Consider the following 19,556-nt stretch of genomic DNA (forward strand, 5'->3'; position numbering starts at 1 on the left):
TTACGGCTCCCATCGGTTGTGCAGCCTGCGTCCTTGAGCGAGTGCTTCGAGCCTGCGGCGGCGGAATGCCGAGACGGCAAATCGCGTTACAATATAAGTTATTGCCGCACAGGCCGCGCCGAGGATTACCGATCCGAACAGCATCGGCTTGAGCACAGGCGCCCAGATTTCATTAAAGCGCATGGTTTCGAGCATCTGCGTCAAATGCAGCGGCTGAGCATTCGCAGCTTCGCCCAGCGTTATACGCCCAAGCTCATAGGTGCCGCCCCATATGAACGGCAGCGTGAGCGGATTGGCGACCGCAGTGCCAAGGGCTGCGGCTGCGACATTACCCGCCAGAATATAAGCCAGCACGAGCGCTATGATGAGATGAAAGCCGAAAAACGGCGTAAAGGCTGCGAATACGCCGATTGCCAATCCCGTCGCCACCGCATGGGGCGAAGCGGCAATACGCAGGATTCGCTTGCCGCCATATTTCAATGAACGGGAAAAGGACCGGCGCGGCCAGATAAGAAGCCTCAGGCGCTCCTTCATGGTCGGCGGATTTCGACGGCTGAACAACATGCTTCTCTCATACTGATCTGCGTGCACGGAGACAATTATTATTATTATAGCGGGTATTCTTATTGTAGCGGGGCATTTTCGCTTTCGTGACAGGCACAATAAGGATAAGTAACTTTCACAATCTTCCGTTGCGTGCAGCGTCAGCCCGCAGCGGACGTGCATTGAGGTGGGATAATGAGCATCAGCGCTGCCGGGCAGCCTTCCGAAAACGGCGCCAACAATACGGCTCTCGGCATCATTCTGGCTACAAGCATGGCTCATTTTCTCAATGACCTCATGCAGTCGTTATTGCCGGCCATCTATCCCATGCTCAAGGACAACTACAGCCTTTCCTTCTGGCAGATCGGGTTGCTTACCTTCACCTTTCAGATGACGGCATCGATCCTGCAACCATTGGTAGGCATCTATACAGACCGCAAACCAATGCCCTTTTCATTGCCTTTCGGCATGGGGTGCACGCTTGTCGGGCTTGTCCTGCTCGCAACCGCGCATGATTATCCATTCCTGCTGCTGGGAGCCGCCTGCATTGGCTTCGGCTCGTCCGTTTTTCACCCCGAAGCGGCGCGCGTCGCCCGTCTTGCATCGGGCGGGCGGCATGGTTTCGCGCAGTCGCTGTTTCAGGTGGGCGGCAATTTCGGTTCGGCGGCGGGACCGTTGCTGGCGGCTTTCATCGTATTGCCATTCGGCCAGATAAGCCTTTCATGGTTTTCGATCGCAGCACTGCTCGGCATGTTCGTGCTCTGGCATGTGAGCAGCTGGTATAATAATTATCGCCGCGCCAACGCCAACCGGCCCAAACCGGATAAAACACTGCCCGTCTCCCGCAACAAGGTTATCGCGTCGATCACCGTGCTCGTCATGCTCATCTTCACCAAATATGTCTATATGGTGAGCCTCACGAACTATTATACCTTTTATACGATCAGCCATTTCGGCGTCACGGTGCAAGCGTCGCAGCTTCTGCTTTTCCTGTTTCTCGGAGCCGTGGCGGCAGGCACGATCATCGGCGGCCCCATAGGCGATAAAATCGGCACGCGCACGGTAATCTGGGCGTCCATCCTCGGCATCCTTCCCTTCACGCTGGCGCTGCCATACGCAAATCTGGAAGTGACAGCGATCCTCACCATCATCATCGGCTTTGTGCTGGCTTCCGCCTTCCCGGCCATTATCGTCTTTGCCCAGGAATTGCTGCCCGGTCGCGTCGGCATGGTTTCGGGACTGTTTTTCGGGCTGGCTTTCGGCGTAGCGGGAATTGCCGCGGCAGTGCTCGGCATCGTCGCCGACCGCACGAGCATCGAATATGTCTACCGGATCTGTTCCTATCTGCCGTTGCTGGGGCTTCTGACCATATTCCTGCCGAAGCTCAACAGAGCGGTTTCCGGTTAAAAAGAGTGGAGCACCGCTCATCCCCCAACGAACGGTGCTCCGAATTGCCGCCGACCTTTTGACGGCCCGGTACGGCAGCAATATTTTTATAGCGGACGGCACGGCCTCATTCCTTGCCGTACCGCAAATTCACACCGCCAAGCTGAAACTCTGCACATTTCCCCGGCGAAATTCATCGAATGCAGCCGCCACAAGACGGATGAGCGGCTTGCCGTCCTCGGTCGCGCTGATTACCCTGTCTCGCACCTCGACCAGACCATCCGACGCCAGCGGACGCAGCAAGGCCATTTCGTCGGCGAACTCCATTTCCGGCGCAGCCTCGTTGAGATCGACGCGGAAATTGCACATAAGCGCGCTAATGATGCCTGCACGCACCCTGTCGCTCTCGCGCATGAAATAGCCCCGGACAGTCACCAGTTCGCCCGCATTCACGCGTCGGCTATATTGGCCCACATCGGAAATATTCTGCGCGTAACCGGCGGGATATTGAGAGATCGAGGACGGTCCAAGGCCGATCAGCGTCTGGCAGCTATCGGTCGTGTAGCCCTGAAAATTACGGTTCAGCGTGCCATTGGCGGCAGCGATGGCCAATTCGTCATGGGGCAGCGCGAAATGGTCGATCCCCACAGGCTGATAACCAAGGCGCACGAAGCTTTCCGTAACGACAGCGGCCTGCGCAAACCGTTCTTCGGTATCGGGCAGAACAGAAGCGTCGATCAATCGCTGGTTGGCGCGGCGCTGCGGCAGATGCGCATAGCCGAAGCAGGCGATCCGGTCCGGCTTGAGCGCCGCAACCCGCTCGCAGGTTTCACGCAAGGTTTCGACCGTCTGGTAAGGCAGGCCATAGATGAGATCGAAATTCAGCCGCTCGATCCCGGCTTCGCGCAAGAGATTTGTTGCGCGGATAACCGTTTCTATAGGCTGAATGCGGCCAATGGCCTTCTGCACCCTGCCATCTACATCCTGAACGCCCAGGCTGGCGCGATTAACCCCCATCTGCGCCAATGCATCCGCGAGCACCGGCGTGACCGTCCGCGGATCGAGCTCGATGGCGTGTTCCATTTCAGGATGGAAATCGAAAGCCAGTCGCAAAGCCGCAATTATGCGTTCAAACTGATCCACATCAAGAATTGAAGGGGTTCCGCCACCCCAATGCAAATGCACCACCTGCGGCCGGGCCGTGAGATTGCTGCTTACCGTTTTAATTTCACTGAGCAGGGCTATTACAAAATTCTCTACCACACTCTCGCGCACCGCCATCTTGGAATGGCATCCGCAATAGTGACAGATCTCCTTGCAATAAGGCACATGGATATAAAGAGAGACGGCTTCCTGCGGTCCGATCTGGCGCAGCCAGCGGCTTGTCGTATCGGGTGTGACCGGCACAAAATCAGCCGCGGTGGGAAAGGAGGTGTAGCGCGGCACGGCCAGCGCCGCATAGCGCCTTATCGAAGCTTCATGCATGGCGCACCCACCCCGCATGCAGACGATATTCGATTGCCAGCCACGATGACACCTGCTCACCTCATTGCAATCGGCTTATGGTTCAAGCCGGTTCAACTTCATGATCAGGTCTAGGCGACATTGACGGGAAGTGCATTGATTTGAATCAATGCAATCAAGACTTGCAGATAAATATCAGACGGCGTCAGGATCCATACCGGCGACGGCCGCCAGCGAACGGCGCGAAAGAATTTCGACAATATTGGCCTCGGGCAGCTGGATCAGGCCCTGCGTCTTGAGCTTGGTGAAGCTGCGGCTCACCGTTTCGATGGTCAGGCCAAGATGATCGGCAATATCGATACGGTTCATCAAAAGATGGACCAGATCGCGCCTGCCGCCGTGCTTTTCCGACCGGGCTGCCAGAACCAGCAGGAAGCTTGCGAGCTTTTCCACGGGCGCAAGACGGCCCAGCACCAACTGGTTGTCGCGGGCGGTCCGCAGCGCATCGCGGGTCATCAGATGCAGCCGCTCTTTGAGCCGGGGGAATTTTTCCATCAGCATATCCATTTCCCTTGCGGAAAAAGCGCAAAGAACGGATGGCACCACCGCTTCAGCCGATTGCGAATAGACGTCATCATCGGCAAGTCCAAGATAATCGCCCGGAACCAGAAAGCCCGTGATCTGGCGGCGCCCGTCGGGAAGCAGCGTATAAATGCGCAGCATGCCCGATGTGAGGCTAAAAACGCGCTGTTTCGGCGCGCCTTCTTCCACCAGCGATTCGTTGGCATTGAGTTTTTTCGAAGTCATGATGGCTTCAAGCGCGCCCAGATCATCATCGTCGAGCGCAGCACAAACGGCCATCTGGCGCACTTCGCATTCGGCGCAAACCCCGCAGGCGGCGCGATGGCTGCTCGATTTTGGCTCCACGGTGAAAGGCACAACAGCCACGATGATTTCCTAGCGACGGGGGGTATGAGGAGGCATTTGACCTGCCCCGCTAAATTAGGGGTCCAGAGCCAATACTCCAAGAGCGATTTCGCCGCAGGCCAGTTTTTTAAGATTGAATTATTCTGCGGCGAAATCTCAAAAACCGGGTCAGATATTGCGGCTGCCCGGTTTGACTGCCGGGATCGCGGCCAGTTCCGGCGGCAGATTATCGGGCGAATAGGCCGGCACTTCATATTCAGCCAGCGAAATCAGCCTTGTGCCGACATCGGCCTTGCCTGCGGAGCGGTCCACGATGCAGGCAGCCGCGACCACTTCGACGCCTATATCCTGCATGCATTGGATGGTTTCACGAATGGACAGGCCGGTCGTGACGATGTCTTCCACGATCACGACGCGCGCACCTTGCGGCACTTCGAAACGGCGCAGGCGGAACACGCCATTCTCGCGCTCCACCCAGACCGAAGGGACGCCCAGGTGGCGGGAGGTCTCGTAAGAAGGGATCAGCCCGCCGATGGCAGGCCCGACCACATAATCTATCCGGCCCAGATCCGCTGCCCGGATTTTTTCCGCAAGTGCCTTGCAAAGCTTTTCAGTCTTGTCGGCATGCATGAAGACCCGCGCCTTTTGCAGAAAGATGGGGCTGCGCAGGCCGGAGGTGAGAATAAAATGGCCCTCAAGGATCGCTCCCGCTTCGCGGAAGACGGCAATCACGTCTTCGGTATTCATTCTGGTCCTATCCGTTCACACGCTTTGCGCCGCTCACGCTCGCGCTTTCTTTCAATTGGGAAATGATGCGATTGAGGTGTTTAAGGTCCCAGACCTCGACGTCAATGATCATTTCGGTAAAGTCGGGCGCAGTGCGCACCATGGAGAGATTGTGAATATTGGCATCGTTGGACGCAACAATCTGCGCGATCTCCGCCAATGATCCCGGCGAATTGATCGCAGAGACGCTGATGCGGGCGGGAAAGCGCTCATGCATTCCCTCGTCAATATCCCAGCGCACGTCGATCCAGCGTTCCGGCTGGTCGTCATAGGCCGTCAGGGCCGGCGACTGGATCGGGTAGATCGTAATGCCTGCACCGGGCTGCAGGATGCCCACGATACGGTCCCCCGGCACAGCACCTTCGGGTGCAAAACGCACCGGCAGATCGGAATTGGTGCCGCGAATGGGCAATGCCTTGCGGCTGGGTTTTTCGCCATTTTCCGGCAATGCCGCCGCATCTTCGGAGCCTTCCGGCACCTTGAAGATCATGCCAGCCGCGTTCTGGATGTTAAACCAGCCCTTTTCGCCGGTCTTGGCGGGATTGTTCTGCGAGGTGACACGGGTATCCTGATAATCGGGATAAACCGCCTTCACCACGTCCGTCGAAGGCAGCTCGCCGCGGCCCACCGAAGCCAGCACATCCTCGACATCCTTGCGCGCCAGCCGCGGCAGGCCGGGCTTGAGAATTTCCTTGCTGAACGGCTTTCCCGCGCGCTCGAAAGCGCGTTCGAGAATACGCATGCCAAGGCCCGAATATTGCTTGCGCACAGCTGAGCGCGTGGCGCGGCGGATAGCTGCGCGCGCCTTGCCGGTTGCGACAAGCGATTCCCATGCAGCAGGCGGCACCTGCGCCTTGGAGCGAATGATTTCGACTTCATCGCCGTTTTTAAGCTCGGTCATCAGCGGCATGATACGGCCATTGACCTTGGCTCCGACACAGCTGTCGCCAATGTCGGTGTGGACTGCATAGGCGAAATCGATTGGCGTTGCGCCGCGCGGCAAAGCGATAAGGCGTCCCTTGGGCGTGAAGCAGAAAACCTGATCCTGAAACAGTTCGAGCTTGGTGTGCTCCAGAAATTCTTCCGGATTGTCACCTTCCGAAAGCTGCTCGATGGTCTGGCGCAGCCATGCATAGGCATTGGTTTCGGTGGAAATCTTGTGCGGATTGCTGGCGCTGCCGCGATCCTTGTAGATCGAATGGGCGGCGACGCCGAATTCGGCGATCTCGTCCATTTCGCGCGTTCTGATCTGCAATTCGATACGCTGGCGCGACGGGCCGATGATCGTCGTGTGGATGGATCGATAATCGTTCTGCTTGGGCGTGGAGATATAATCCTTGAACCGGCCCGGCACCATGGACCATGTGGTGTGGATCAGGCCCAGCGCGCGGTAGCAATCCTGCACCGTGTCGACCATCACGCGGAAGCCGAAAATATCGGAGAGCTGTTCGAAGGACAGTCCCTTGGTTTCCATCTTGCGGAATACGGACCACGGCTTTTTCTGGCGGCTTTTGACGCTGGCCTTGATGCCGTGTTCCTCGAAGATCGCGGAAAGATCGTCCTCGATCTTTTGCAGCAGGCCGCGATTCTTTTCGAGAAGTTCCGCCAGCCGGTCGGTAACGGCGCGCCAGGCATCGGGATTGATATAGCGGAACGCCAGATCTTCCAGTTCTTCACGCGTATCCTGCATGCCCATACGCCCGGCCAGGGGCGCATAAATATCCATCGTCTCTTCGGCGATGCGCAGGCGCTTATCCTCGCGCATGACGCCAAGCGTGCGCATATTGTGCAGCCGGTCGGCAAGCTTGACCAGAAGCACCCGGACGTCTTCGGAAATAGCCAGAAGAAGCTTGCGCAGGTTTTCCGCCTGCACCGCCTTCTTGGAAACCAGATCAAGCTTCTTGAGCTTTGTCAGCCCTTCGACGAGCTTGCCGATTTCCGGCCCGAAAAGCTGGTCGATCTCCTGACGTGTCGCCGTGGTGTCTTCGATCGTATCATGCAGGAGGGCGATGGCAATCGTCGCCTCGTCAAGATGCATATCCGTAAGGATAGCCGCCACTTCCAGCGGGTGGGAAAAATAGGGATCGCCCGAAGCACGTTTCTGGCTGCCATGCTTCTGCATGGCATAGACATATGCCTTGTTGAGAAGCGCCTCATTGACGTCAGGCTTGTATCGCTGGACCCGCTCCACAAGCTCATATTGGCGCATCATCGACTAAAACTCCTACCACCGCGTACAGACATGATCACTATTCTGGCTAAAAATTGCTAAAAAATATAATATTTTACGCGCCTGTGATGCAGCTTTTTTTCTAAAGCGTGTCGTTATCCCAAAACCGGTTCCCACTTTCGGGCGATCAACCGGTCTTCGGATCGTCCACATAGAAAAACGTGCGCCACAGCCGGTCAGCCGCACGCACGTTTCATTGTTTTCAGCAGTCGTGACGCCGATCAGAAATCGTCGCTTTTTTCCGGTGCGACAAGACCTTCAATGCCGGCGAGCAGTTCTTCTTCCGACATGCGGTCGAAGGAAAGCACATCTTCTTCCGCAGCTTCCGAGATGCCTTCGGCAAGCTCGTCCGATGCGACACCAATCTGCGCAGGCGCGGCAGCTTCCGGCTCGTCGATCTCGACATGCTTCTGCAACGAATGAATCAGGGCTTCTTTCAGATCGTCGGGCGACAGCGTTTCATCGGCGATTTCACGCAGCGCAACCACAGGGTTCTTGTCGTTATCGCGATCGACGGTGATCGATGCGCCCTGCGAAATCTGCCGCGCACGGTGCCCGGCCAGAAGAACCAGTTCAAAACGGTTCTCGACCTTATCTACGCAGTCCTCAACGGTGACGCGGGCCATAGGCGGTCCCTTTCATTGCTTAAACTTTAACGGAATTTCCCTGCACATAGCGCTTGTCCGGCAAAATTACAAGCAAAAGCGCAAGAATGCACGCATATGTGCCGCCAGAATACCGACCATGGCAGCTTGCTGTCGATTCAGCACGGGGGTGCGGCGCGAAGGTCATAAGGCGAATTTGTCATTCAAGCCCGCGTTCATATGCGGATTTTGACATACAGCCTCCAAAATGCGCTATATAAACTTGCCAGATCATGCTGCCGAAATCGGGTGACTGGTAATTTAGTGGGATCAAATAACAACCATTAGTTGCTTGTTTTTCTATAATTTCTCCTTAGAACGCAATAAACGTCTTTGGTAAAAATGAATACCGCCCGCCGTTTGAAAACAAATCTAAATACGCGGTCGATGGCCCACTCCCTGCGACCGTAGAGTGGATATATTGCACGATGTTTGATTCTCGTGAAAAGATTGCGCTTTTTATTGATGGCGCCAATTTATATGCAGCCTCAAAGACACTCGGTTTCGACATCGATTACCGCAAATTATTGAAGGCTTTTCAAAAGCGCGGCTATCTGCTGCGCGCTTATTATTATACGGCGCTGGTGGAAGATCAGGAATATTCATCGATCCGCCCGCTTATCGACTGGCTCGACTATAATGGCTACAAGGTCATTACCAAGGCCGCCAAGGAATTCACGGATTCAACGGGCCGCCGCAAGGTAAAAGGCAATATGGACATCGAACTCACCGTCGATGCCATGCAGCTTACCGATACGGTCGATCATTTCGTGATCTTCTCCGGCGATGGCGATTTCCGCTCGCTGGTCGAGGCATTGCAGCGCAAAGGCCGTAAAGTGTCGGTGGTTTCGACCCTCACCACGCAGCCCGCGATGATTTCCGACGAGTTGCGGCGGCAGGCAGATCATTTCATCGATCTTGTCTCGCTGAAATCGGAAATCGGGCGCGACCCGTCCGAACGGCCGCAGGTACGCCGCCACGATGAGGATGCCGACGAGGACTATTGACGTCCATCTGCCCCCGGTTCATGCAGGGACATGATTTCAGAACCCTCCTCCGATTGTGCGATCTGCCCACGATTGCATGAATTCTTACAGGAATGGCGGCGCAAGGAGCCTCGATGGCATAATGCGCCGGTTCCTCCGTTCGTGCCTGCCCATGCCGATGATGTGCGGCTGCTGATCGTGGGCCTTGCACCCGGCCTTCGCGGGGCCAATCGCACCGGTCGTCCGTTCACCGGCGATTATGCGGGCGAACTTCTCTACAGCACCTTATGCGAATTCGGCTTTGCGGCTGGAACATTCGAAGCGCGCCCCGATGACAGCCTGCGGCTGCTTGACGCCTGTATCGTCAATGCGGTGCGATGCGTGCCGCCGGAGAACAAGCCCACCGGCAGCGAGATCAACAATTGCCGCCAGTTCTTCAGCCCGTTGCTGACGCATTTCCGTAATCTGCGCGCCGTGGTGACATTGGGCACCATTGCCCATCAATCCACCATCCGCGCCATGGGCGCACCCGTTGCGCGCCACCCTTTCGGGCACGGCAAAGAGACGGAAATCAACGGATTGCGCATTTTTTCGAGCTATCATTGCTCACGCTATAATACAAATACGGGCCGGCTGACCGACCCGATGTTTCGCGATATTTTCAGAAATGCGCGCGCCTTTCTCAATGAGGCGGCTTAATCAGCCACGATCGCGCAAAAGCCGCGCCTTTTCGCGATTCCAGTCGCGCTTCTTTTCGGTTTCGCGCTTGTCGTGGTTTTTCTTGCCGCGCGCCAGGGCCAGCTCAAGCTTCGCCCGCCCGCGATCATTGAAATAAAGCTTCAGCGGAACGACCGTCATGCCTTCGCGGGAGACCGAATTGAACAGCCGGGCCATTTCGCGACGACTGACGAGAAGCTTGCGCAACCGGCGCGGCTCGTGATTGAAGCGGTTGCCCTGCGTATATTCGGGCACATAGGAATTGATCAGCCAGAACTCGCCATTTTCAAAGCTCGCATAACTTTCCGCTATATTGGCCTGATTGGCGCGCAACGACTTGACTTCGGTGCCCGTCAGAACCAGACCGGCTTCCAGAGTATCGATAATCTCGAAATTGAAACGCGCCTTGCGATTTTCAGCAATGATTTTGCGCGCGGGAGAGTTCTTCGGCTTATTCATATTGGCATCATATACAGTATCACTTCTCAAAGCGGAATCGATATTTGGCGTGCATAGGCCGCAGATTCAAGAAGTTACCTGTCCGAAGCTGTTTTCCGGGTGGGGCAAGCCGTTCATTCAATGCCGCAAATAAAACGCTCCCGCAAACGGGAGCGCAAATCATTCATCACTGCATAGGCCGCAGGGCAGATCAGTTGATGAGACCTGCATGCTGCATGGCCTGCCCGATCTTGTCGGCTGTCGCGGCTTCCACCGTCACCATTGGCGAGCGCAGGACATTTTCCACGCGGCCAAGACGCGAGAGCGCATATTTGGGGCCGGAGGGGTTCGGCTCAATGAACAGGGCCTTATGCAAGGGCATCAGCCGGTCCTGCAATTCCAGTGCGCGGCTAAAGTCGCCCGCCTGGCAAGCCGCCTGAAACTCCGCGCAAAGGCGCGGCGCTATATTGGCGGTCACGGAAATGCACCCGACCCCGCCATGGGCATTGAAGCCGAGCGCGGAGGCGTCTTCACCCGAAAGCTGGATGAAATCCGTTCCGCATGTGATGCGCTGTTCCGACACGCGTTCGATCTTGCCGGTCGCATCCTTGACGCCAATGATGTTCTTATGATCGCGCACCAGTGCGCCCATGGTTTCGGGCAGCATGTCAACGATCGAACGACCGGGTATATTGTAGATTATGAGCGGAATAGAGATTGATTTCGCCACGCGCGAAAAATGTTCGTAAAGGCCGCGCTGGCTGGGCTTGTTGTAATAGGGCGTGACGACGAGCACCGCATCCGCACCCGCTTCCTGCGCGTGCTGCGCCAGTTCGATGGCTTCCACCGTGCTGTTGGAGCCTGCGCCTGCGATCACCGGCACACGGCCAGCCGCGACTTCGATGCAGACTTCGACAACGCGCTTATGTTCATCATGCGAAAGGGTTGGGGTTTCGCCTGTGGTGCCGACCGGAACCAGCCCTTGCGTGCCTTCTTCGATCTGCCAGTTCACGAAATCACGAAAAGCTTTTTCGTCGAACGCCCCTTCGCTGTCGAATGGCGTAACGAGGGCGGTGATTGAGCCTTTCAGCATAGGTGAACTCCCGAGAATACAGATGAAGCCTGATCGCGCAATATTGTCTCAAAAGCGCTTGCAAGGCGGTGCACCATAGTCTTGCAGCGCTGATCGAGCAAGCAAATTACACTCGCGAAAATGCAAAATCATGATGGCGTCAATGATCGATTATTGCCGCCGCGCGAATGCGGCTAATGCTTCTTCGGCCATCACAGAAAACTCGTCATAACGCTTTGTTAACCCTTGCTTCATCGATCCCTGTCAGGATTACATTTGCCACAAAGCCGGGGCGAGCGAGGCTTAGAAATGCCTGATTCAAACAATAGCCTGCCTTCAATCGGGGCTTCGCCTCGCCGTTTCATTCGGGGAAAAAACATCGTCACGCCCACGAAACATAAAGCGCGCCTTTCAGGCAGCTTGCTTCTGGCCGGTGCGCTTCTTGCGGGACAGGTCACGCCGTCGCACGCGCAATCCGCACTGCCGACGGATATTCCGACTCCGCTTGCGCGCCCCTTCGCCGCGCCCGAAAAGCCCGGTGCAAGCCTGTCGGACTCCCCGATCAATCTTGTCGTCCCCATGGCGCGGCCTGCCGCACCCGATCCGGTCATTACCTCATCGTTCAGCCGGGTTGAAAATCCCGCAATCATTGCCGGGACGCTGAAATCGGGCCTTGATGCGCTTTATTCGGGGGATGCCGCAAGCGCCATCGCCTTTCGTAACGGGATGCCGAAAGGCTCGCTTGACCGGCAGATTCTCACATGGGCAATTGCAACCTCTGCAACAGCCGGGGTTCCGGTCTCGGAAATAGCGGCAGCCCAGACGGAATTGACCGGATGGCCCGGAATGGCCTCATTGCGGCGCTCGTCAGAGCGCGCCTTGCTTAGAGAAAACCCGCCAGCCAGCGCGGTGATTGCGGCACTGGCCGCAACACGCCCGCAAACCACACAAGGCATGATTGCCCTTGGCCGGGCCTATCTGGCAAATGGGCAGGCGGCAAAGGCGCACAAGCTTCTGGCTTCCTGGTGGCCGAATGCACGGCTTTCGACGGATGAAGAAAAGCGGATCCTTAAAGAATTCGATGCCGTGCTGACGCGTGACGACCACCAGAAGCGCCTGATCCGCCTGCTCTATAATGACAGGCTGCAATCGGCCAGATTGCTGGCCGGGCCCGCGCAGGCGCAATCACTTTATACCGCCTATGCCGCGCTTGGCCAGAAAGCGCCCAACGCTGCCAAGCTGATTGCGGAGGTGGATCCTTCATGGCACGCAAATCCTGTTTACCAGTTTTTACGCATTCGCCATCTCAGGCGCTCCGAGCGCATCATTGAAGCCGCCAATCTGATGCTCAAAGCGCCGCGAGAAGCATCCGCCCTTGGCGATCCCGATGCATGGTGGGTCGAACGGCGTATCCTTTCGCGTGAACTTCTCGATCTTGGCAAGCCGCAGCTCGCCTATAAGCTGGCTGCCGCCCATGCTGCCGAATCACCGGCAATGGCCGCCGAAGCCGAATTCCATGCGGGCTGGTATGCATTGCGGGCGCTCAGGCAGCCATCGCTTGCGGCACCGCATTTTGCGAAGATAGCGGAGATTTCATCCGGCCCGATTTCCGCTTCCCGCGCCTATTATTGGCTGGGGCGAGCCGCCGAAGCGGGCGCCAAGGGCGATGCACGCGAATATTACCGCCGCTCGGCGCATTTCGGCACGAGTTTCTATGGCCAGCTTGCGGCTGCAAAGCTTGGAGAAAAGGCCCCCGAACTTGCCTATCCCAAACCGGACGACGCAGAGCGCATCCGTTTTTCCGGGCGTCCCGCCGTTCAGGCGATCAGGCGGCTGGAGCAGATCGGCTACGCAAACCGGGCGAATACGCTTTATATCCAGCTTTCGCAGGAACTTCGCAGCGTCGGGGAACTCGCTCTTCTGGCGGTCATGGCCGAAAAGAACGAAAATCATTATCTCGCCTTGCGCATTGGCAAGAATGCAGCTTCACGCGGACTGGATGTCGGCGCGCTGTCGCATCCGCTCGGTGCGATTCCGGCACAGGCCAATATCAGCGGATCGGGCAAAGCGCTCGCCTATGCGATCGCCCGGCAGGAAAGCGAATTCAATGTCGGCGCTGTCTCGAAAGCAGGCGCGCGCGGCCTTTTGCAGCTCATGCCCGCGACGGCCAAAAGCGTGGCTAACCGCAAGGGCATGGCCTTTACGCCGCAGAAGCTGACCACCGACGCTGCCTATAACGCCACTCTGGGCGCGCATTTTCTTGGCGAACAGCTTGATCGCTTCGACGGCTCCTATGTGCTGACTTTCGCGGGCTATAATGCGGGGCCGCGACGGGCCGCACAATGGGCTGAAAAATTCGGCGATCCGCGGGGAATGCCCGTCGAAGAGGTGATCGACTGGATTGAGCGCATTCCCTATTCGGAAACACGCAATTATGTGCAGCGCGTGATGGAAAATTACGAGGTCTACAAGGCGCGCCTCACCGGCCACGCCGATATTGAGGCCGATCTTGTGAACGGGCGTTCCTGATCCGTTAAACAAGCAGCGCTCAAGCCTGCGTCTTTTTCTGGCGCGTGCGTGCGTTTTTTGGTCCGGATGTTGTCTTTCTGGGTCTGGATGAACGTTTTGGTGCAGGCTTGCGTGCCGATTCGGCAAGCCTCTTTGCCTGCGCGACCCATTTTTCCCGGCTCACCCGACCGGCAAAACCAATCCGGTCCTCGATCCATTTTGCCTCATCGGCATTCCATTGCGCAATTTGCGCATAATGGAAAATACCCAATTCATGCAGCATGGCTTGCACGGCATTGCCTATGCCCGCAATGGCCGTCAGATCATCGGCCTTGCCGCGCAATGGTGCTTCCAGCCGCTCCGGGCGATGGTCCGGTTCAGGCACTTCAACAACGACAACCGCTTCGTCCGGCTCTTCGGCCTCTATAATCCCCGGCGCTTCCACGGCCTCTTCATTTGGCGCTTCGACCGAATCTTCGTCAGCCTTGTCTTCTCGTTCGCCTGTGTCAGCACCCGGTTTTTCGGCTAAGGCCACCTGCGGCGTCGGTTGCACTTCGACTTTCCCGTCTCCGGCAGGCGCGGCAAGGGCAGCGGCAATGATAATATCTTCCTTATCCTTGCTTGCAGCTTTGCGTCCTTTGACCAGACGCCCCAGAACAGCGCCGACAATAAAGGCAATGGCAACGAGTGCCGCCAGTTGAACGATCAACACCGGCATGTAGATTTCCTCATACTATACCCATTCGCCTTTGGGCAAAACGCTATCCCAGCCCATTCATGCGCGTTTCGATCTGATTGAATCAGACCTGCGCTCCAGTTTTCTGTTTTTACGCATGTCGTTATCCCGAAACCGGTTCCCACTTTCGGGCGACATGCTTTAATCAACCCTCGTCAGCCAGCCAACAGTGATACCGATCAAGAGTGCAAGCACGAGGGCTGGCCAGAACATTTGTGCAACATATAACATATGAAACCCGCTCGCCATTCACCTCAAAGCATTTACCGGTAAGACTGAAAAAGCACCCGGGCGTTTCTGTCAATCACGCTCCGCCAAGAAACAGGGGATGACCTGTCCCGACCTCGTCGCTCAGGGTTTTGCAATATCGACATTTGCCAGATCGAGGCCGACCGGCAAAGGATTCTTCAGCCCGGCACCAAGATCGTTATAGGCCCTGTCATTCAGCGCCTGACCTCTTACCGAAAGGGCATCGCCTGAAATTTCAACTTCAACCGTTGCAAATTTGCGGGAAAGCTCCAGCGCAAAAAGCGCCCAGACTGCAAATTGCGGCTGGTTGCCGCGCGCCAGAGTCAATTGATCATCAATCTGCGCCTGAGGATCAGTCATTTCCGCAGCGTTCAGGATTTTATCGCGCAGGCTGTTTTCAGGAACATAGCCCGACAGAATGATGGTATCGGCATTCTTCACAATTTTAAAAACATATGGCTCCGCAATCTGCAAGAGCGCCGTGAGATCGGCAATCGTGCGGATGCCTCTTATCTGTCCCGCAGCGGATAAGGCAGCATCCTGCGCCTGCTGATCGGGCGCCGTCCCTTTCAGGGTCAGATCGCGGCCATCAATATCGAAATTCGCCCAGCCAAAAGGTGCCAGCGCCGCCGCGGCCTGAGCGGCCAGATCCGCTTCGACCCGATTGACGCCAAACCACAATGCCAGCGCGGTAAGCGCTGCCGTGCATGTCACACCGGGCCAGAACCATTTATTCATATGCCAGTATCTCCGTTATAGAACCGGTCTTATCAGAGAAGCTGGCCAAATTTAAACAGGCAGACAGTTTATCGCAATCGCGCATACAAAAAACCCGGTAGCATTCGCTACCGGGTTTTCTGCAACCAATCCTGAAAGGATTAGAACGAACGCTGGAAGCGGATCATGCCCTGCCAAGCGTCCTTGGTGTCGCGGGTGTAATCCGGATGATCGCTATCCCACTTGGTGTAGGAAACTTCCGGCGTAATGGTGAAGCCAGGAACGAGCTGGTAAGCAACGTTGGCCGCAATGGCGGTCTTGCCCCAGTCTTCGTAAGCAGCCTGAATGTTGAAGGTCGCCTTTTCGGTTGCCTTGTACTTCAGACCACCCCAGACAGCCCAGTCGCCGCCCCAAGCGCCGTACATCTGATCGTCAGATTCTTCCGAAGAGTAGCCGCCCTGTACCCAGGCCGAGAACTGATCGGTGAGGTTGACGTCCAAGCGAGCCTTTGCGGACCACTCTTCGATGACCGAGTCGTAAGCTGCAACAGCTGCGATCGAACCCCAGCCCTGAGCGTACTTCAGGCCACCAACGATGTGCGGAACGTAATCGTTGACAACATAGTCGTCGCCGCCTTCTTCAAGAGCGATAACAGCGGAGAAGCCGTTGCCGCCGGAGAAGGTGTACGAGATCTTGCCCGTGCGGTAGTTACCAGCATAGACCACGTCATCGTTCATGATGTCGCCGAGGTAGCCAGTGAAGGTGAGGAACTCGGATTCATCGAGACCGACCTTCAGGCCGCCGAGCTGAATGTAGGCGAACTGGATCTTGGTGCTGTCTGCGTCGTCACCATAGCCTTCGTAGCCGGTGTCACCGTAGTTGCCCGGGGTTGCATCCCACTGGAAACGGGTTTCGGTGTAGGTCTTCAGGGTGCCGAGTTCGGTTTCCGAAGCGGTCGAGGTGCGCAGGGTGAAGCGCGTACGCTTACGCCAGCCGCCCCACTCAACGCCGCTGTATGCGTCGTCGCCGCCACGAACGTCGTAACGGATGTAGCCATGGATACGCAGGCAGGTTTCGGTGCCTGGGATGTAGAAGTAGCCAGCGCCGTATGCATCGCAAACGCGGACATATTCAACTGCTTCTGGTTCTGGCGCGACGATGACGTCAGCTGCCTGAGCGCCGGTGGCTGCAACCAGTGCTGCAGCGGAGCCGAGGAGAAGGCTCTTAATGTTCATTTCTGACCTCCAGTCAAACGTTAAAAATGGGTCTGGGCATTTTGATTTGGCTGAAGGACAACCTGTCCCCATCCCCTGCCGAAAAAGTCGCCCCGAAGCGCTCCTTCTTCTGGATGTGAAGATACTCGCCAGCTTTTTCGTTTCAACACCGAATATACTCCAGCGGCCCTTGCGAGGCTGCTATGCATGACCGTTGTTGCAGAAAAGACACGAATTCGCCGCCTTTGGTTCTATAAATTTAGATGTTGTTAATACTGATTAACGCCTGTTAACCGCTCTTAACGATTGAAAACGCGTATTTTTTAGCATCCAGACAGAAAGCAGGCACGAATCTTCGGCCATCTGTGGAAATGTGGCAGCGCATGCCGGAACAAGCCGAGACCGGGACTATCCGGCTCGAAAAGAGCGAATCTCCTCCTGGAATACGCTCTCATCGTTCCCCGGATCACGCCTTGCAACCGGGCGAAAAGCCGGACCGGATGCACCGCCATATATATAAGAGTGATATTTTGCCGAGAATTTTGCGTCCATGTGCGCAAATCGCTTGAAATGATGAAGCGTACCGGCTATCTCGCCCTTACCGGAGAGGTGGCCGAGTGGTCGAAGGCGCTCCCCTGCTAAGGGAGTAGACCCGGAAGGGTCTCGTGGGTTCGAATCCCATCCTCTCCGCCATTAAACTCATTGGAATCATTCTCTAATCTGAGATTGCCAGCCGGAACGGCGCAGAACTGCGGGCTTTCGGTCCAAAGCTGTTGACTGCGCCACCTGTGCGAATCGCTGATTTCGTTCTCTCTGCGCTGACATTCTCCAAAGCTCCTGACTGCGCAGATTTGGTACGGAGATGTAAGTCGCTGTAAATGCAGAGTTGTTTTTCTTGTTTCGTCCGTACTTTTTGTGGTGCACAGCGACGGGAGAATAACTCTGGGGTCGAATTTTCCGGCTACCGAGGCCCGCGACACATCTGGACAGGGCAGAATCAAACCTTGCCGCACGCCAGCGGTACGGGGTCATGATGCCGGTTCTGCCATGGCGACATTGGCGTGCTTCGTTACAATATCCTGTACGTCGCTTGGTTTGAACGCGACATCCCATGCCCAGCGCCCGAATCCGCCTGCCGCGTTGATGGCCCCCACCCACTCGTTCAGCGCGTCACGCTTAGCCTTGTTCTGCGGGCTATCGCTTCCTTTGATCTCCAGAGCCAAGATCGTGCCGCCCGCAAGGCGGACGAGGAAGTCAGGGACGTACCGCCGCCGAGAGCCTGCCCACATGTAATGGATTTGGAAGCCGAGGTGATCGTTCTTGGCATAGGCGAGAACGTCCTCGCGTTTCTCGAAGATGTTAGCCGCATGGCCTTCCCAGGCGGAGTCTCCTACCAGATGACTGATGTGCGACTTGGTCGTCGGGAAGCACGGCTTGGTGGTATACCAAGTCCGCATCTGGCCGGTTGCGCCAATCGGGTTCTCTTCATCGAAGACCGGAGACAGGCGTTCGGTGTTTTGCTCCGTGACGTTCCTCAGCACGTGCTGGACCACGACGTCGATGTTGAGCGCAATGAGAATACGCCGTCGGAGTGGGTCGGAGTGGAACAGCGACGGGATATCGAGGCGGTCCGAGTCCACGAATTCTTCGACGATCCTGACGAGCTGCGCAGCGAGGTATTCGTGCGTGCCAGTGAAGCCGTGGCGCAACTCGGCAAAGGCCTTTCTCGCGGCCTGAAAAACGAGGCGTTGAAGACGAAAACCATCGGGTAGCTTTTCGAGGTCGATCGCGGTCACCTTCCCGATATCAGTCGCACCGCCGAGGGCCGGTGCAAGCTCTGCACTGATCGGTGTGCTGGCAGGATCGAGCACGAGCGGTGCCACGTTATCCCAGTCGATGGACAACTGCGGTCTCACGACTGTCTCGACACGCTGGACGTTGGGCCACCTGATTTCCAGATGACTTCGGTCTGGAACGACTTCGATTTGCGTGCTCGGCTTCGGTGGCGGCGGAGCTTCACCGCCTTCACCGGTTTCCGAGATTGAAAGCGGCACCCCGAAGACGTTGACATATTCGGGCAGGAAAAGTCCGTTCTCGTCGGTGTCGTAGGACACTCGGCGCAACCCGCGCCCGACGACCTGCTCACAAAGGAGCTGGGACGTGAAGGCCCTGAGCCCCATGATGTGCGTCACATTCTTGGCGTCCCATCCCTCGGAAAGCATCGCAACCGATATGACGTTCTGCAGATCCTGTCCGGCCGCTCCTCGCTTCCCGACGTTGTCCACGATCTCGCGCAGCAGTTCTTCTTTCTTCAGGGCGCGGAATTGCTGGCGGCGGGTCTCAGGGATGGTCGCAGCGTCGATGATTGCCTTCAGCCGCGCCTCGTAATCCTTGTCGGAGGTCGCGGTCTCGCCGATCTCGGCCTTCTCCAGCACCTTGGAATCGACCCGGAGCGTTCGGGTCGGTGCGTGCAACTCGGGCCAATGCGCATCGCCTTTGTTGAAATAGGTCTCGATGCGGGCTGCGGTTTCGGTGCGGTTGCAGACTGTCAGCATGACCGGCGGGGAATGATGCCCGGCCTCCTGCCATTGCGCGCGGGTTTCCCGCCAGTCGGCACCGAGCAGCGTATATGCGTCCTGGACCAGCTTTGGCAGCGCCTCGTGCGCTTCGGCCTTGCGGTTCAGGTCTTCGGAAACGGTTGGGTCGCGGTAGATGTGGTAGAGTTTCGAGCGCAGCGTCTTGGCGTCCGGGACAGCATCGTCGCGGACCACGACCCGCGGCGTCTTCACCAGCCCGGCCTCGATCGCATCATTCAGGCCGAAATCCGAGATGATCCAGTCGAACAGCGCCGTGTCGGTGCTCTGTTGGTTTTCACGCGGAACTGAGCCGGTTGGGCGACTAATTTCCATCGAGAATTGAGCCATGTGAACCTACTCCCC

General features: G+C 56.9%; 16 protein-coding genes and 1 tRNA gene. 5 read left to right on the forward strand and 12 right to left on the reverse strand.

Going from position 1 to position 19,556, the window contains the following annotated elements; genetic code table 11:
• The gene (gene bspA / locus DKP76_RS10835; protein WP_109706463.1) at positions 1-564 is read right to left on the reverse strand and encodes a type IV secretion system effector BspA; all 564 of its coding nucleotides are present in this window, start codon (positions 562-564) and stop codon (positions 1-3) included.
• A gap of 174 nt (positions 565-738) precedes the next feature.
• Here bspA and DKP76_RS10840 point away from each other — a divergent pair, with 174 nt between their 5' ends.
• Positions 739-1,950 (forward strand): MFS transporter, encoded by a 1,212-nt coding sequence (locus DKP76_RS10840; RefSeq protein WP_109706464.1) that lies wholly within the window; start codon positions 739-741, stop codon positions 1,948-1,950.
• 129 nt (positions 1,951-2,079) lie between these two features.
• Here the strand turns inward: DKP76_RS10840 and hemN are convergent, their stop codons facing one another.
• From hemN to rpoZ, 5 genes are all read right to left on the reverse strand, one after another.
• Entirely contained in the window at positions 2,080-3,414 is a 1,335-nt protein-coding gene (hemN, locus tag DKP76_RS10845; RefSeq protein WP_109706466.1) for an oxygen-independent coproporphyrinogen III oxidase, read from the reverse strand.
• Between the two features lie 174 nt (positions 3,415-3,588).
• Positions 3,589-4,341, reverse strand: a complete 753-nt coding sequence (locus DKP76_RS10850; RefSeq protein WP_425349386.1) for a cyclic nucleotide-binding domain-containing protein — start codon at positions 4,339-4,341, stop codon at positions 3,589-3,591.
• A gap of 147 nt (positions 4,342-4,488) precedes the next feature.
• Positions 4,489-5,067, reverse strand: a complete 579-nt coding sequence (pyrE, locus tag DKP76_RS10855; RefSeq protein WP_109706468.1) for an orotate phosphoribosyltransferase — start codon at positions 5,065-5,067, stop codon at positions 4,489-4,491.
• A 7-nt stretch (positions 5,068-5,074) separates the two neighbouring features.
• Complete coding sequence (locus DKP76_RS10860) at positions 5,075-7,318, reverse strand: RelA/SpoT family protein (protein ID WP_109706470.1); 2,244 nt, start codon at positions 7,316-7,318, stop codon at positions 5,075-5,077.
• Positions 7,319-7,557: 239 nt separating this feature from the next.
• Positions 7,558-7,962, reverse strand: coding sequence for a DNA-directed RNA polymerase subunit omega (gene rpoZ / locus DKP76_RS10865; protein WP_109706472.1), 405 nt, complete (start codon positions 7,960-7,962; stop codon positions 7,558-7,560).
• 446 nt (positions 7,963-8,408) lie between these two features.
• Between rpoZ and DKP76_RS10870 the strand changes: the two genes are divergently transcribed.
• A complete protein-coding gene (locus DKP76_RS10870) occupies positions 8,409-8,987 on the forward strand; it encodes a LabA-like NYN domain-containing protein (protein ID WP_109706473.1) in 579 nt (192 codons plus the stop codon).
• A gap of 30 nt (positions 8,988-9,017) precedes the next feature.
• The gene (locus DKP76_RS10875; RefSeq protein WP_109706475.1) at positions 9,018-9,665 is read left to right on the forward strand and encodes a uracil-DNA glycosylase; all 648 of its coding nucleotides are present in this window, start codon (positions 9,018-9,020) and stop codon (positions 9,663-9,665) included.
• On the opposite strand, the gene smpB is transcribed toward DKP76_RS10875, so the two are convergent.
• Positions 9,666-10,142, reverse strand: a complete 477-nt coding sequence (gene smpB / locus DKP76_RS10880; RefSeq protein WP_109706476.1) for an SsrA-binding protein SmpB — start codon at positions 10,140-10,142, stop codon at positions 9,666-9,668.
• 190 nt (positions 10,143-10,332) lie between these two features.
• Positions 10,333-11,214, reverse strand: a complete 882-nt coding sequence (gene dapA / locus DKP76_RS10885) for a 4-hydroxy-tetrahydrodipicolinate synthase (protein ID WP_109706478.1) — start codon at positions 11,212-11,214, stop codon at positions 10,333-10,335.
• A gap of 399 nt (positions 11,215-11,613) precedes the next feature.
• Between dapA and DKP76_RS10890 the strand changes: the two genes are divergently transcribed.
• A complete protein-coding gene (locus DKP76_RS10890) occupies positions 11,614-13,722 on the forward strand; it encodes a lytic transglycosylase domain-containing protein (protein WP_245410210.1) in 2,109 nt (702 codons plus the stop codon).
• A gap of 19 nt (positions 13,723-13,741) precedes the next feature.
• On the opposite strand, the gene DKP76_RS10895 is transcribed toward DKP76_RS10890, so the two are convergent.
• From DKP76_RS10895 to DKP76_RS10905, 3 genes are all read right to left on the reverse strand, one after another.
• On the reverse strand, positions 13,742-14,419 hold the full coding sequence (locus DKP76_RS10895; protein ID WP_109706481.1) for an endonuclease: 678 nt from the start codon (positions 14,417-14,419) through the stop codon (positions 13,742-13,744).
• A 369-nt stretch (positions 14,420-14,788) separates the two neighbouring features.
• Positions 14,789-15,424 carry a BON domain-containing protein gene (locus DKP76_RS10900; RefSeq protein WP_109706483.1) on the reverse strand — a complete coding sequence of 212 codons (636 nt, stop codon included), beginning with the start codon at positions 15,422-15,424 and terminating at the stop codon, positions 14,789-14,791.
• A 140-nt stretch (positions 15,425-15,564) separates the two neighbouring features.
• Positions 15,565-16,638: a porin gene (locus DKP76_RS10905; protein ID WP_109706485.1), complete on the reverse strand. Its 1,074-nt coding sequence runs from the start codon at positions 16,636-16,638 to the stop codon at positions 15,565-15,567.
• 582 nt (positions 16,639-17,220) lie between these two features.
• Here DKP76_RS10905 and DKP76_RS10910 point away from each other — a divergent pair.
• Positions 17,221-17,310: transfer RNA gene (locus DKP76_RS10910), tRNA-Ser, on the forward strand.
• 335 nt (positions 17,311-17,645) lie between these two features.
• Here DKP76_RS10910 and DKP76_RS10915 read toward each other — a convergent pair.
• Positions 17,646-19,541, reverse strand: coding sequence for a DEAD/DEAH box helicase (locus tag DKP76_RS10915; protein WP_245410197.1), 1,896 nt, complete (start codon positions 19,539-19,541; stop codon positions 17,646-17,648).
• Positions 19,542-19,556 lie beyond the last annotated feature (15 nt).

It is taken from the genome of Falsochrobactrum shanghaiense, assembly GCF_003149535.1.
GTDB classification, from domain to species: Bacteria; Pseudomonadota; Alphaproteobacteria; order Rhizobiales; family Rhizobiaceae; genus Brucella; species Brucella shanghaiense.